This is a genomic window from Arthrobacter sp. TE26545 (assembly GCF_056279005.1).
This window is the reverse complement of record NZ_JBWBQM010000001.1, coordinates 1,700,909-1,714,644: the sequence shown is the minus strand read 5'-3', so window position 1 is coordinate 1,714,644 and position 13,736 is coordinate 1,700,909. Positions and strand designations below refer to the sequence as shown.

Here is a 13,736-nt window from a genome sequence, read left to right as displayed (position 1 = left end):
GCGTGACGGGCACCCCGAGGAGGGGTGTCCGTCATACTTAACAGCAACGAGAGAGATTACTGTGAATATTGAAGGCCTTGAATGGCGGGACAATTGGCGTGTTGAGAACGGGCCGGACAGTTTCGTGGTCCCATTTCCCAGGTTGCGCTCGGCACAACTTGTTTTTCATGGGACCAGCGAGTTTTCTTACCGCCAGTATGGCGTGCATCTCGGTCAAGACGACATCCTGACCTTTCTCGGACCTAGCACGCAGACAATCACCGGACACTTCATCGACTGCCGCGAAGGCAGCCCGACTTTTGGTCAGCGTGATGACTTTGAATTCTCGCCTTCGAGTGCCCGCGCGCTTGTGATCCCTCGAGGTGTAGGCCATGACTTCGATGGCCTGGAAAATGTCTTCACCCTCAACACGTACGAGCTCTACTTGCCCGCCCTTGATGACTGGGCAACTTCTGATTGGAAGCCAAAGGGTGACGTCATCAACGTGCGCTCAGACGTTGATCCGGATTCCGTCCCAGCTTTTGTCCCGAACCCGCTTCCTGCCGGGGATAAGTGGTATGGCCTGGTTGCTTTGCAGCAGCGTGTGATGATCCCGCTACTGTCGCACGAGTATCCAGTAACGAAGGATGTTCACTTTGAAGATGGTGAGGCACATCGGATCGCGCTGCTAAAGCGCTCAACGAAGAAGGACCGTCCGGAGTGGGAGCCCATCGCGGGTATTGATGGTCTCGGCTGGGTAAACCTTCCTTACGTTTCCAGTGGCCCTGAGTCAGGCTTTGTCCCACTTCTGGAGCCGTATCCTCTCTACTTCATTGATCACGGTGAGACGGGATACACCCACGATGCGTTTGGCATCCATCTGGGACAGGAAGACCATCTACTGTTCGCGGGACCTCCAAACCAAACGGTTTCCGTTGAATTCATGGACACGCGAGCTTCCTCGCCCACTCAAGGCGCTCGATTCACAGTCGACTTCCAACCGGATGCTACGCGTTACTTGAAAATCCCTGCCGGTGTTGGACACGCCCTGAGTAACCTCGAAAACGTCTTCACCATCAACAGGGCTGCCGTATTCCTGCCCGAAGAGAATGAAAGCGATTACCGTCCGGGAAACGATGTAATCGACTGGCCGCGGTCGAATCCCGAGGTTCCTCGACTCAAGGCCAACACCAAAAAAGCGCCTGCAGCCTTTTATGCCCAACAAGTGGCGGACCAAGAAGTGCTGCAGCAGACGCCACCAATGCACACGACACCCGCGATCATGCTCATTGATGGCCCGAACGGAGAGAAGTTGAGAGTGGCTCTGCGCAAGAGAGTTACTTCGGCTAGCAATTAACAATAAGGCGGGTGGCGCAGTAACAGCGCCACCCGCCGCCTAGTGAGCAGAGGAAAGCACTTGCTCCGCCTACTTTCGCATCCAAAGTACCGGTCCTTCTTCGTCTCCTTCACGGCGGGAAACTTCGCCGAGGGGCTGGTCGCAGTAACCGTTCCGTTTGTTTTGCTCCAGAGCACAGGTGACCCAGCAGCGGTTGGCTTCTGCCTTGCTTTGCAGACTGCAGGCGTACTTGTTATGGCATTTCCAGGCGCGACGATTGCGGACAGGTTCCCTCGACAGAGGGTTATCTCCTGGTCCTATTGGGCAGCAGGACTGGCCCTGGCCGGCATCTGTTTCTCGCTCGGAACAGGTCTCGGAATCTGGGCTATCGGGGCAGGCCTGTTTCTCTTTGGCGCATCAACCGCAGTCTATGGCCCCGCTTCAGATGCCATGACACCAAGACTGGTCTCAAAGGAGGACCTCCATAAGGCAAACTCGATGGATAGCCTCAGCCAGCGCATCGGCCAAGGCATCCTTGGCCCTTTGCTCGGAGGCGCGCTTGTAACGATGGGCATGGGAACCTGGACGTTCGCGCTGTCGGCTTTGCTATGTTTCTTCGGGGCAATAATTGCACGCCGAATCCAGCTGCTTCCCTCAGTTACAGAAGACTGTCAACAAGAGGCTCCTGAGAACAGCAACTGGGCTTCAGTGCTCCGCTACCTAAAGGGGACTCCACTGTTCGTCGCCCTGCTGGTATGGGTCTCAATATTCATCATGCTCCAGGTCGGCGCCAAGCCAGTTGCAGCAACCACTTGGATTACGGACATACAGGACGGCGGCGCAGCGCTCTACGGTATTGCTCTTTCAATCGGCGCTGTCATTTCAGCAGTTGTTGTCGTTATCGTGGGGGCTTTGCCGCTCCCGAACAAATACGTTGCCTGGATGATTGCAGCGTGGGGCCTGGGATCCGGAATACTCATGCTGGCGGTTCTGCTGCCGAGCGCTTGGGCTTTCATAATTTCCTACGCAATGGCTGCGGGACTCATGGCGATCGGAAACATCTACTGGTCAACGTACATCCAATCAACCGTCCCTGACCGCCTCCTGGCTCGCGTCATCAGCATCGACTGGGTCGCATCTCTGGCCTTGACACCACTTGGAGCTGCAGTTGCTGGCACCGTCGTCAGTCGGTGGGGAGCCGGTCCAACCCTCTCAGTTGCGGCTCTTGTCCCCTTGGTCAGCGGATTTGGCATGCTCACACTGGTACTCCGTGCAAAAAGCCAAAGGGCAGAAGGTCGACGAATCCCACGTCAAGAGCTGGCCCCTGAAATGATGGACTAACGCGTCTCCCGACATACCGATATCCGGTGAACTCAGGGATTCCAGAGTGGGGCCAGAAGTAACCGTCCTACTGGGGCCAAATATGGTTGACATATTCAAATGGGCGTACTTGGAGCCATGGATCATGAAGTAGAGCTGACGACGCAGAGCCCACAGGGCGAAGTCACCAGCGTCCACGGTGAGTCGATGAGGATCATGACCAGGACCCAGATGAGGAACGCCAAGGTGAAGTAACCCGTGAAGGGGGCGCCGGGCATGCGGAACGATGGGCGTTTGACCCAGCCACGGTTGGCCCTTCGCTGAAGTTGGATCTGGCAGAGAATGATCGTGCCCCAAGTGGAGATCATGGCGACGGCGGCAACGCTGGGGACGATTTCGAAAGCATCTCCGGGGACGCCGTAGTTCAGGGGCACGCCGAGGAATGCCACGACTGCGTTGACGACGATGCCACCGTAGGGTACGCCGGATTTGTTCATGCGCAGGGAGAACTTGGGCGCGGAGCCTGCTGCTGCCATCGAGCGCAGGATACGTCCGGTAGAGTACAGGCCGGCGTTCAGCGATGAGAGCGCGGCGGTCAGGACGACGAGGTTCATGATGGTGTCAACGCCTTCGACGCCGATGGAGCTGAAGAAGGTCACGAACGGGCTCTCGCCCTTGCTGTCACTGCTGTCGTTCTGATGTCTCCCATGATCGCTGGGCGGGCCCTTCGCGCAACCAGGCACTAGCGCGCCGTCCCTGGGTCAAAAAACTTCGCTCGGCGCCCTAACGTCGCTTCCGTCCTCACGAACTCTGGGACCAGGACCGGTCCCCCAAGTTGCACTCCAGCCTCTCAGCCCAGCGGCTGGTCCCCTATCCCGAACGACGCCCAGAACCAACGACCCAGAAACTCAATAAATCGGGACAGGGTCCGACAAGGCCTGTCGGGTGGTGTCCCTGCCGATCTGATATCGCATCCCTGCATCCGTAGACAGGCGACACGCGCATGCGATAGTCGACTAGCCAAATCTGAAGCCGTCAGGCAGCGAGCAGTCCGTCAACGATGATCGAGAGCATCGATGCTACTGAGTCGGCCGGAAGATCGCTGTTGTCTGCGACTGCAGCCACGCCGCCGACAAGCCGGCTGATTTGCATTGCCTCGACCCCGGGGCGCAGGGCCGAGTCCAACGCGTCGATTACGCGCTGGTTAGCGCCGAGGTAGGTCTGGCACTTCGCGGCAAACGGCGAACCAGGGTCGCCGAGCGCAGCGGTGATCCGCGCGGCCGCACCCTTGTGTTCGGTCAGCATCGCCGCAAAGTCCGTCAGCCATTTCAACAACTGCTCCCGCGCGGGGGCGTCGAGGGAAAGCGCCTGGTCGACAGCCGTGTTGACCTTCTCCGCCCAGGCCTCGAGGACCGCGTCGTATAGCGACTCTTTGGTTGTGAAGTGCCGGTAGAGCGTGCCGGGGCCAACACCGGCACCTTTGGCGACCTCGTCCATCGAAACGGCGTCGAAGCCTTTGGCTCGGAAGAGCATACGCGCAACCTCCACGATCCGATCGCGGTTGCGTTGAGCGTCAGCGCGCACAGAAAACACCTCTCGATAAACCAATGCAAAACACACCGTTGCAAAGCGGAGAGTATCTCCGTATAGTTCTAAGCGGAGCTTCTCTCCTCTTAGTCTACGTCAGCCATTCGGCTAGAACAGGACACCTCCCCATGACAATCACAACCGCCACACGTGCGGTCGCCGGGATCGCGCCATCCAGCCGCCGCGCCGGCAGCATTGGCCTCTGGTTGGTCATGCTTGCCCAACTCATGCTTGTCCTCGACGCGACCGTCGTGAACGTCGCACTTCCCCACATCGCTACCGATCTCCACTTCGACCGCGCCGAACTCAGCTGGGTCTTGAACGGCTACGCCCTCGCCTTCGGTGGCCTCTTGTTGCTCGGTGGACGGATCGGAGACGTCTTCGGCCGTCGGCGCACCTTCCTCGTGGGCGTCGCAGCTTTCACGGTCTTCTCACTGCTCGGCGGGCTGGCCACCTCGCCCCTTCTCCTCGTCATCGCACGGGCGCTCCAAGGCCTCGGCGCTGCGTTAGCCGCGCCGAGCGTGCTCGCGCTCATCACCACGAGCGCTCGGGACGAGGGCGCGCGGAACCGGGCGCTCGCCCTGTTCTCTGCCATCGCCTCGATGGGCGGCGCCCTTGGGCTCATCCTCGGCGGGCTGCTCACCGACACGGCCAACTGGCGATGGACTCTCTTCATCAACGTGCCGATCGGCGTCGTTGTCCTCATTGCGGTGCCGCGCCTCGTGGCCGAAACGCCCCGGCGGCCCGGGCGCTTCGACATCCTCGGAGCGGTGACCGCAACCGGCGGCGCCGTCGCCATCGTATGGGCCCTCATCCAAGCGGGCGACGTCGGCTGGTCCAGCCCCCGCACGATCGGCGGCCTCCTGGTCGGCGCAGCGCTGATAGCCGTGCTTGCGTTCACAGAGCGGAGGGTGGCCCACCCCTTGCTTCGCCCGCAACTGCTCCGCAGCCCGAGCAGACTGTCGGCGCTGGCGGCGATGGCGGCCACCTATGGCGGGATGCTGGCGATGTTCTTCCTGATGGTCCAGTACCTCGAAGACGACCTGCACCTCACTCCATTGGTGACCGGGCTCGCGTTCCTGCCGATGCCCCTGAGCATCTTCGCTATGTCGCGGATCATCCCGCGACTGGTCGAGCGCCTAGGCGCGATCCGCCTCGTCATCCTCGGCGCCGCACTTCGCGTCGTCGCCTTCCTGCCGCTCACGCAGCTGAGTGCGGACACACCTTTCGTCCTTGTCATCCTTGCCCTTCTGGCTACCGGAATCTCAGCCGGCATGACGTTCATGCCGCTCACGACGCTCGCCCTACGCAACGTCGAACCCGAGCACGCGGGGTCCGCCTCCGGGCTTTTCCAGACAATGCAGCAACTTGGCGGCGCCGTCGGACTGGCCATCGTGGCTTCGATCTATGCAGCCTTCGCTATCCCTGGCGACTTCCTGACCGGAGGACGGGCCGGGTTCTGGTCGGCGACCGTTCTCTCCGCCCTCGCGCTGGTGGCCGTCGCGGGGCTGGTCATCAGACCTCGGAAGGTTGCATGAGCTGACGCCAGAGGTTACGCGGACTTTGCGGGCGAAGCCTCGCGGCCTTCAAGGTTCGGCTGGCCGAGGCGCTTCGGCGGGTAGATTCCTGGAACTTGGTCTCAGACGCATTCTTCGACAAAGACGCTGTTCTGTTGACAGTCCACCGGCGAAAGGGCCTGGAGTACCACCGTTTTCTTCATTGGTCTCGACAGGGGCCAGTGATGGGCGCACGCACGAGACACCGTCGAGTCCACCATGACTTCTTCGTCGGTGTTTCCCGGGCGGCCGAGCGCCTGGTCTTCACCCAATGCGACGAACGAGGCACGCCGGGATCTCCGAGACGCGGGTGTATCGATCGTCCGCATCGGCTTATGCCGGTCTGCGCGCCGCTCGCACTCCAAAACTTCGCTCGGAACTACTGCGTCGCTTGTTCCCTCGCGAAGTTTTGGACCGCTCCCGGTATCCCAAGTTGCACTCCGGCCCCTCAACCCGGCGTTGGCTCTGCTAACAGAACGACGCCGAACCTCACGGACACCCCGGAGCAATCGCCGACAGCCTGGAGCGGTAATACCGACTTCCGGACGCGAACGACAACCATCAATCACACTCAAAGTCATGCAGAAGTGACCTACCGCATCATGAAGTAGTAAGACCACGGAGCCAGCAAACACCCGAAGAAAGCGAGGCACCCGGAAACGAAAAAGGCCCCCGAAGGGGCTCATCGGTGAACAACCTGTCCACACTCAGAACCCCAAAAGGGACTCTGAGCTGGGAAAACACGTACCCGAGATGGGGCTCGAATTGCATTCCAGCCCCCGAGAATCCACCACTCCCCCGAAAACATCCCCAAATCGGGCCAATCCGGCGGCAGTACGGACCATTCCGACAGGCACGGTGTGCACATTCTGCACGGCCCCCTTTTTGTGCCAAAGACCACGGTCGAGGGTCCTCGACTTTACGACTGAGTTGTCGGGTCCGAGCCCTTTCCTTCCGCCCGGTCAGAACAGAGCTTGAAGGCGACGCTTGCCGCCCTGTTAGTCGCCACTGCAGGTGAAACGTCCGAACCCCGGCTTCCTTTCCCCGCTTCAAGCCCGGCGGCGTAACCGACCATGAAAGCCGTCACCGGCGCTGCTGCATGGATCACGGAGTCTGCAGATTTCCTGGCCAGATCCAGGACCAGCTCCTGGTCAACGTCAAGGTCCAAGATTTGCAGCGCCCTCGCCAGTTCCTGACTCCATTGGGACAGAACCTGTGCTTCTTCGTCGCTGGGCATGATTTCTCCTTGCCGAAAGTCTCGAGCGGTCGGGGGTGGTGCCACGAGAATACAAGGCATTCCCCCGCAAGTCAGTGGGTTGCCGGCAAATTGGCCGGGGACGGAACCGTTCGCCCGCTGGCTATCGATTAGCGCCTTATGAAGTAGGTCGCGCAGCCCTCTGCGGCGAGGTTTGCTGGCCATCTTAACGTGGGACCAGACGACCAACCTGTGAACCAAAATGGGTCGCGGCCCTGGCCGGGCCTCATTGGACCGGTCGCCCTGCTCCCGCTAGAGACGGAGGGCGATACCGCCCATGACGGCATGTACGTGTGACTCATCGCCCACAATCTGTCTGCAACTTTGCTCCAAAAAAAGCGACTAAACCGACCGAGCCAACTTCAGGCGTTGTCCCGAAAGAAGACGGAATTCGAGGCTGCCTTTCGCGAAGCTCGCCCGCTCATCAGCTGAAGGCCTTGCTTCCGCGGCCAGCCCCTTTCCCAGTTCGCTCGAGCCGAATCTCCACCTGCTCCCGGTCGAATGGGACACCGTTGAGCACTACACCGAAGGTTTCCGGTTCTGTCGAGTACGGGCAACGGTAAGCGCTGTTGCATCTACGAGCCGTTCCCAGCCGTAGAACACTTCAGGGCACTCCATGAGACTGGCGGCGATCATTCCCACGCGCCGCTTCCGGAACAGGGCTTATTCGCTGTCCATAGACAGCGGGCGTGACAGACTGGTGCCATGCTGCTCGATGAGCTCGTGAGGACCTCGGAAGCCGTCGCGGCCACCCGCTCCCGGGTCGCCAAGATCAACGAACTGGCAGGCCTGCTGCTCCGGCTCGACCCCGCGGACATCCCGACGGCGGTCGGCTTGCTCACCGCCAAGCCTCGCCAGGGCCGGGTCGGGATCGGCTGGAGCGGCATGAGGGCGGCCAAGGGCGAGCCCGCTCCTGAGCCGAATCTCACTATCGCCCACCTCGACGTCGCGTTGGACCGGCTGCTGGCAGCCGCAGGCGCTGGCTCGACCGTGGAACGCGCCGCGACCCTACGGACCCTCATGGCCGAAGCCACCGAACGAGAGCAGGCCTTCATCACCGGCGTGCTGCTCGGAGAACTTCGCACCGGTGCACTCGAAGGCGTACTGACCGATGCGGTTGCCCGCGCCGCCGGGCGGCCGGTCGAGGCCGTACGCCGCGCAGCGATGCTCACCGGCGATCTCGGCGGGACCGCCCTGCTGGCGATCACGGGCACCGCGGCCCAGCTTGACGCAGTCGGCCTCGTCGTCGGGCGTCCCGTGCAGCCCATGCTCGCCGCAACCGCGGCCAGCGCCGGCGAGGCGCTGAAGGCGACGGGGGAAGCGTCGGTGGAATACAAGCTCGACGGCGCACGCATCCAGGTGCACCGTGCCGGCGAAGACGTGCACATCTACACCCGCACCCTGGCCGAAGTGACCCATCGGCTGCCTGAGGTGGTGGAGGTGGTGCGCGGCCTGCCCGTGCGGGATGTGATCCTCGACGGCGAGACCCTGGCCCTCGACGAGGACGGCGGGCCCCGGCCGTTCCAGGAGACCATGTCCCGGTTTGGGGCGAACGAGGCGCGCACCACACTGCTGCATCCGTGGTTTTTTCGACGTGCTGCACGTCGACGGGCGCGACCTGCTCGATGAGCCGCTGGCCACACGCATCGGCGTGCTCGAGCGCATCGCCCCCGGTCACCGCATCCCGGGGAAAATCACCGCGGATGCGGCTGTTGCCGAGAGCGTATCGCGCGATGCACTGGCCGCCGGCCATGAGGGTGTGGTCGTGAAGGCGCTGGGCTCGGCCTACGCCGCCGGGCGGCGGGGTTCGAACTGGATCAAGGTGAAGCCGGTGCTCACCTACGACCTGGTGGTGCTCGCCTGCGAATGGGGGTCAGGACGGCGCGCTGGCCTGCTGTCGAACCTGCACCTCGGAGCTCTGGACCCCGTTGGCGAGTTCGGCGAACCCGGCGGTTACGTGATGGTGGGCAAGACTTTCAAAGGCCTCACCGACGCGCTGCTGCAGTGGCAGACTGAAAAGTTCCAGGAGTTGGAGGTGCGGCGTACGGCGGGCACGGTGTGGACCGAGCCGATCACCGTGGTCGAGATCGCCATCGACGGCGTCCAGCACTCTCCCCGCTATCCGGGTGGAATCGCCCTTCGTTTCGCACGCGTCAAGCGCTACCGTGACGACAAGACTGCCGCGGAGGCCGACACCATCCAGGCGTTGCGCGCCCTGCTCCGTACACCAGTGGGCAGAAAGGTATCGCCCGCACCGGCGGAGCCAGATTCGGGAAGAGATGACCCACTCCTGCAAGATTGATGGTTTAGCGTTTTCCGTGCAACCTGCACGAGCTTCAGATCCTATTAGTGGCGAAGGTCTTGATTAGCCCGATGATTGTCGTGTGCCGGGCTCTCCGGGCCCTGGCTGAGGAGCCTTGATCAGGATGTTGGTTTGATGGAGGGAGGCCGGTGAACAAGAACCGTCTGGAGGCGTTCAGTGATGGTGTGCTCGCCATCATCATCACAATCATGGTGCTGGAACTCCATGTGCCAGACGAACCGACCTGGCATGGTTTAGGCTCCGTCCTGCCCACGGTCCTCAGCTACCTGCTCAGCTTCGTCTACGTGGGAATTTACTGGAACAATCACCACCACATGATCCATCTGGCAAGCAGGGTCAACGGCTCGATCCTCTGGGCCAATCTGCACTTGTTGTTCTGGCTTTCACTAGTCCCGTTCACCACTCGCTGGATGGACGAGTCCGGATTCGTGCAGATCCCGGTGCTGACGTACGGGATCAACTTGCTCTGCGCCGCGATCGCCTACTTCATCCTGGAACAGGCATTGATCCGCCAACAGGGCCGGAATGGCCCCCTCGCACAGGCAATTGGCCGGGACTGGAAAGGCAAAACGTCCCCACTGATTTACCTCGCAGGCCTTGGGCTGACCGCAGTCCAGCCACTGCTTGGAGTTGCGGTCTACACCATCGTGGCCCTGATCTGGCTAATTCCTGACCGCCGGGTTGAGCACTTCGTCACCCGGGCTCACCGGGACTGACCCCGCCCGGGACTGCCCATAGTCATCGGCAATAGGGAGGGCAAGAGCCACGAAGTGCGAGCTGCAGCGAGGAAATCTATGATCTCGTGCAAAGTGAACAGCCTAAGACCGGCACCTTAGTTGTTAGGAGCAACGAATGGCAGAGTACGACCGCAAGATCCTGAGCGTCAAGGCCAGCTCGTCCTTGCGTAGTGGGCTGGTCTAGCGTCGGCGTGGCAGCACGAACCAGGCACGCCGAAGAAAGCACGAGGTACTACGACGCGATATCCAGGCCCTGTCAGAACCGCAAACCTCACCCTCGCGGACGTTACCTGTGAGTGAACGCAGGGTCTTGATCCGTCCGCGGCTGCAGAGTTACCCTATCGGCGTCTGCCGGGACGGCGGACAGACGCCCGGTCTTCACTTACCTCTGGGGGAAGGTGAAGGCCGGGTTTTTCTTCCGGGAACGGCTCCCAAGCAAGCCGCCGGGTCGTTTCGGCGAACGGCCGAGGACTTTTGGACGCCGGCAGCGGCGGGGCTCACAGCTTGTTTCAGTGGAGCCCGCGCCCGTCCTGGACCCCGCGACCGAGGCAATAGCGTTGGCTTCTCTTCGGAATGGGGAGAAAGCTTTCACCCCGGAAAGCCGCGGCGTGGCATGAACACCTGTCTGCCCGGCGCATGGAACCCAGGCGTATGGAACCCTCTGTACCGGCCGGATCAATGCGTGGTCTGGGCTTGATCACTCTCACGAACGGCGCCCTTGCGGGACCCACTTGACCGCGGGGCCTTCAATTTCCAGGGTTCGAGACGTGGAACGAAGCCGCAGGGCATCTCCCGTCCGGTACCCAGTTCGCCACAGAACTGACGTACAGGACTGGATGAATGGTCCGAACCTACGGCAAAAGCGAACGCGGTTAGAGGACGTTGAAAAGAGGACCGGTGATGACGGGACCAATGTCATGGCCCGGGCCTGCGAACGCTCCAAACATCTGTCCAAGCGTCCAGCCCAGAGTTTGTCTTCGCCAACCTGCCGGATTTCGGCCTTTCCACAGGATTTCCCAAGGATTTCCTCGAAGACGGCATGGCTGACCGTCCTTCCTGTCAACATGGTCTCGGGACGGCCGTCCTTGCCGTTCCCACGAGGAGGCCCCGATGCCGTTCCCACGAGGAGGCCCCGATGCGGGAGAAGGTTGGCAAGGATGCAGTTCGACATCGAATCAAGCCCGGACCGGATCCCGAGTGCCACTCCACCGCGCTGGCAAGTGCCTCGAACAGGCCAGCCGAACGCTCCCGAGGTGTCCCCATGACCTCACCCCAAGAACCGGCCCATGCTTCTATGACGCGAGCAGCACGCGATCAATCGCCGCAACCGATGCCTCCGATGATGCCCGAACCAAAACCACGAACAGAATCAGCCGCAAGGCGCCTGCTCACGGAGCACATCATCACCCAGGTCGATAAGGGCACCGTGGAACTCCGGAACGATGGAATCGTCCACATCCTCTGGAAGCCCAGAGGCACCATCGAAGCCGCAGATGCCCTTGCAGCCATGGTGGGCATCAACGAAGTCTGCCGGGGCGCCGAACACCCGATGCTGGTCGACATAGCGACGGCGGACGGTTTCAGCCTGGATGCCCGATCCATGTTCTCCACACCATGCGCCGCCTCGCGGATCGCGTTGCTCGGGTCCGGTCCGGTAGCCCGGGTCGTCGCCAGCTTTTTCCTCGGCGTCCGCGCACCGTGTCCCGGCCGCTTTTTCACCTCCAGGAACGAGGCCATCAACTGGCTCGCCCAGGCCGACTGACGCCGATGCAGCTGCGGCGAAGGCGGCTGCGGCCGAGAAGAAGGCCGCGGCGCCGGACAAGCAGCTCGCTGCAGTCAGCTAGCCCGACCATCGCTTCCTTGTCCGTGGCCACGAGCCGGCGTCTTGGACCAGGAAGCCGCCGGCTTGCCGCCCCTGCGCCGGTCAACCGGAAATGTGTATTCATCACGTCCTGCCGCTCCGCCCGGGAGCGGAGCATTGAAAGGTACATTGTGCGCTCCTTCTCCCGCGGTTTCGCCGCAACCGTCTTCGCAGCCTTCTCGCTGGGCTCACTGGCGCCGGCGGCCTCGGCAGTCACAGCGACAGGTGCGTCCGAGCAGCCTGCCCGCTACCTGGTCCGTTACGCCCCGGGAACTGATGTTGCCGCCGCAGCAAAGTCGCTGCGCAGCTCCGGAAAGACTGTGGGCCGCACATTTACGACGGCGGTGCGCGCCGCCGTGGTGACCACCACCCCGGCACAGGCCAAGATGTTGGCCGGTTCCCGCGGCGTCGTTGCTGTTGAGCCGGACCTGCCGGTCCGGGCCACGGACACGCAGGCGAACGCTCCCTGGGGCCTGGACCGTGCCGACCAGCGCGCCCTTCCGCTCTCGACCACCTTTACTCCCCCGTCCGCCGGTGCCGGGGTCAGCGCCTACGTAGTCGACACCGGTGTCCTGGCCTCCCACGGCGACTTCGGCGGCCGCGTCGCGGCCGGTTACTCCGCCATCGCCGACGGACGGGGCAGCTCGGACTGCAACGGGCACGGTACTCACGTGGCCGGAATCCTCGCCGGCAGCACCTACGGCGTCGCCAAGGGCGCCAGTGTGATTCCGGTGCGCGTCCTGGGCTGTGACGGCAACGGCTCCATGTCGGACGTGATCGCCGGACTGGACTGGGTGGCAGCGAACCACACCGCGGGCACCCCAGCCGTGGTCAACCTGAGCCTGGGCGGGGGCACCAGCTCCACCCTTGACGCAGCCTTGCAGAACGTCATCAACGACGGCGTCACCGCAACTGTCGCGGCCGGCAACTCCGCCGCCGATGCATGCGCCAGTTCCCCCGCACGGGTAGCGGCAGCCCTGACGGTGGCAGCCAGCGACCCGTCGGACCGGCAGGCGTCGTTCTCGAACTATGGAAGCTGCGTGGACCTCTACGCCCCCGGCGTCGGCATCAACTCGGACTACTACACCTCCAGCACGGCCACCGCCACCATGTCCGGAACATCAATGGCGTCCCCGCATGTGGCCGGCGCGGCGGCTGTGCTGCTCGCCCCGGACACCGTCGCTGACGCCCGCCCAGGTGGCTTCCGCGTTGAACACTTCCGCCACCGCCGGCGTCATTACCGGCGCTGCCGCCGGGACCCCCAACCGGCTCCTCTACGTGGGAGCCGTAACTGTCACCGATCCTGCACCGGCCGCCACCAAGCCTTCCGCGGCTACCAATGTCAAAGCAACCGCCGGAAGCCGGTCCGCAAGAGTGAACTGGACCAAAGGCCGCGACGGCGGCTCTGCCCTGACCGGTCAAACGTTGACCGTCTACTCCGGCACTACCCGGATCGCCAGCTTCCGGATTTCCGCATCCGCCGGCAGCGCCACGATCACCGGGCTGCGCGCGGGCAGCTACTACTCCTTCAGCATCATCGAAACCAGCAAGCTCGGTAACAGCCCCGAATCCGCCAGATCCAACACGGTCCGCATCCTTCCATAACATCACCGACCCGTCCCTGAGGAGGACGAAGGAAAGGCTGATGCGGCCATGGGACGACGTCACGCCGACGAAGCCCTTCAGGAGCTCCCGTACGATGCGGGGCCGGAACTGGTTAGCGCCCTCGTAACAGCTGACGGTCGCGTTCACGCCGGCCTCTTTCAGCCGGCGGCCGTGGCG

The 13,736-nt window shown here is 62.6% G+C and carries 8 protein-coding genes and 3 pseudogenes; 8 read left to right on the top strand and 3 right to left on the bottom strand.

The genetic code is table 11. The features are described 5' to 3' along the window. Positions 1-61: 61 nt before the first annotated feature. Both ACZ9CK_RS07640 and ACZ9CK_RS07635 read left to right on the top strand, forming a co-directional pair. Positions 62-1,336, top strand: a complete 1,275-nt coding sequence (locus tag ACZ9CK_RS07640) for a dTDP-4-dehydrorhamnose 3,5-epimerase family protein (RefSeq protein WP_476049652.1) — start codon at positions 62-64, stop codon at positions 1,334-1,336. A gap of 60 nt (positions 1,337-1,396) precedes the next feature. Continuing rightward, positions 1,397-2,656, top strand: a complete 1,260-nt coding sequence (locus ACZ9CK_RS07635; RefSeq protein ID WP_426303207.1) for an MFS transporter — start codon at positions 1,397-1,399, stop codon at positions 2,654-2,656. Positions 2,657-2,778: 122 nt separating this feature from the next. On the opposite strand, the pseudogene ACZ9CK_RS07630 reads toward ACZ9CK_RS07635, so the two are convergent. Both ACZ9CK_RS07630 and ACZ9CK_RS07625 read right to left on the bottom strand, forming a co-directional pair. Beyond that, positions 2,779-3,324 (bottom strand): annotated as a pseudogene (locus tag ACZ9CK_RS07630) (amino acid permease); the annotation flags it as partial. A gap of 346 nt (positions 3,325-3,670) precedes the next feature. Then, the gene (locus tag ACZ9CK_RS07625; protein ID WP_476050875.1) at positions 3,671-4,183 is read right to left on the bottom strand and encodes a TetR/AcrR family transcriptional regulator; all 513 of its coding nucleotides are present in this window, start codon (positions 4,181-4,183) and stop codon (positions 3,671-3,673) included. A gap of 167 nt (positions 4,184-4,350) precedes the next feature. Here ACZ9CK_RS07625 and ACZ9CK_RS07620 point away from each other — a divergent pair, with 167 nt between their 5' ends. Next, the gene (locus ACZ9CK_RS07620; protein WP_426303205.1) at positions 4,351-5,760 is read left to right on the top strand and encodes an MFS transporter; all 1,410 of its coding nucleotides are present in this window, start codon (positions 4,351-4,353) and stop codon (positions 5,758-5,760) included. 937 nt (positions 5,761-6,697) lie between these two features. On the opposite strand, the gene ACZ9CK_RS07615 is transcribed toward ACZ9CK_RS07620, so the two are convergent. Then, positions 6,698-7,015 carry a DUF6457 domain-containing protein gene (locus ACZ9CK_RS07615; protein ID WP_426303204.1) on the bottom strand — a complete coding sequence of 106 codons (318 nt, stop codon included), beginning with the start codon at positions 7,013-7,015 and terminating at the stop codon, positions 6,698-6,700. Positions 7,016-7,738: 723 nt separating this feature from the next. On the opposite strand from ACZ9CK_RS07615, the pseudogene ACZ9CK_RS07610 reads away from it, so the two are divergent. From ACZ9CK_RS07610 to ACZ9CK_RS07590, 5 genes and pseudogenes are all read left to right on the top strand, one after another. After that, positions 7,739-9,335: pseudogene (locus ACZ9CK_RS07610) on the top strand (ATP-dependent DNA ligase). A 149-nt stretch (positions 9,336-9,484) separates the two neighbouring features. Continuing rightward, complete coding sequence (locus ACZ9CK_RS07605; protein WP_476049651.1) at positions 9,485-10,072, top strand: TMEM175 family protein; 588 nt, start codon at positions 9,485-9,487, stop codon at positions 10,070-10,072. Positions 10,073-11,435: 1,363 nt separating this feature from the next. Beyond that, entirely contained in the window at positions 11,436-11,855 is a 420-nt protein-coding gene (locus tag ACZ9CK_RS07600; protein WP_476049650.1) for a DUF7793 family protein, read from the top strand. Positions 11,856-11,860: 5 nt separating this feature from the next. Beyond that, a pseudogene (locus ACZ9CK_RS07595) lies at positions 11,861-13,063 on the top strand (S8 family peptidase); the annotation flags it as partial. Then, the gene (locus ACZ9CK_RS07590) at positions 12,984-13,559 is read left to right on the top strand and encodes a fibronectin type III domain-containing protein (RefSeq protein WP_476050874.1); all 576 of its coding nucleotides are present in this window, start codon (positions 12,984-12,986) and stop codon (positions 13,557-13,559) included. The pseudogene ACZ9CK_RS07595 and the gene ACZ9CK_RS07590, both read left to right, overlap by 80 nt. The last annotated feature ends 177 nt before the right edge of the window (positions 13,560-13,736 follow it).

Coding starts and splice junctions, on each gene's coding strand:
- ACZ9CK_RS07615 (WP_426303204.1), bottom strand. CDS start 7,015: ATGCCCAGCGACGAAGAAGCACAGGTTCTGTCCCAATGGAGTCAGGAA.
- ACZ9CK_RS07600 (WP_476049650.1), top strand. CDS start 11,436: ATGCCCGAACCAAAACCACGAACAGAATCAGCCGCAAGGCGCCTGCTC.
- ACZ9CK_RS07590 (WP_476050874.1), top strand. CDS start 12,984: ATGGAAGCTGCGTGGACCTCTACGCCCCCGGCGTCGGCATCAACTCGG.
- ACZ9CK_RS07620 (WP_426303205.1), top strand. CDS start 4,351: ATGACAATCACAACCGCCACACGTGCGGTCGCCGGGATCGCGCCATCC.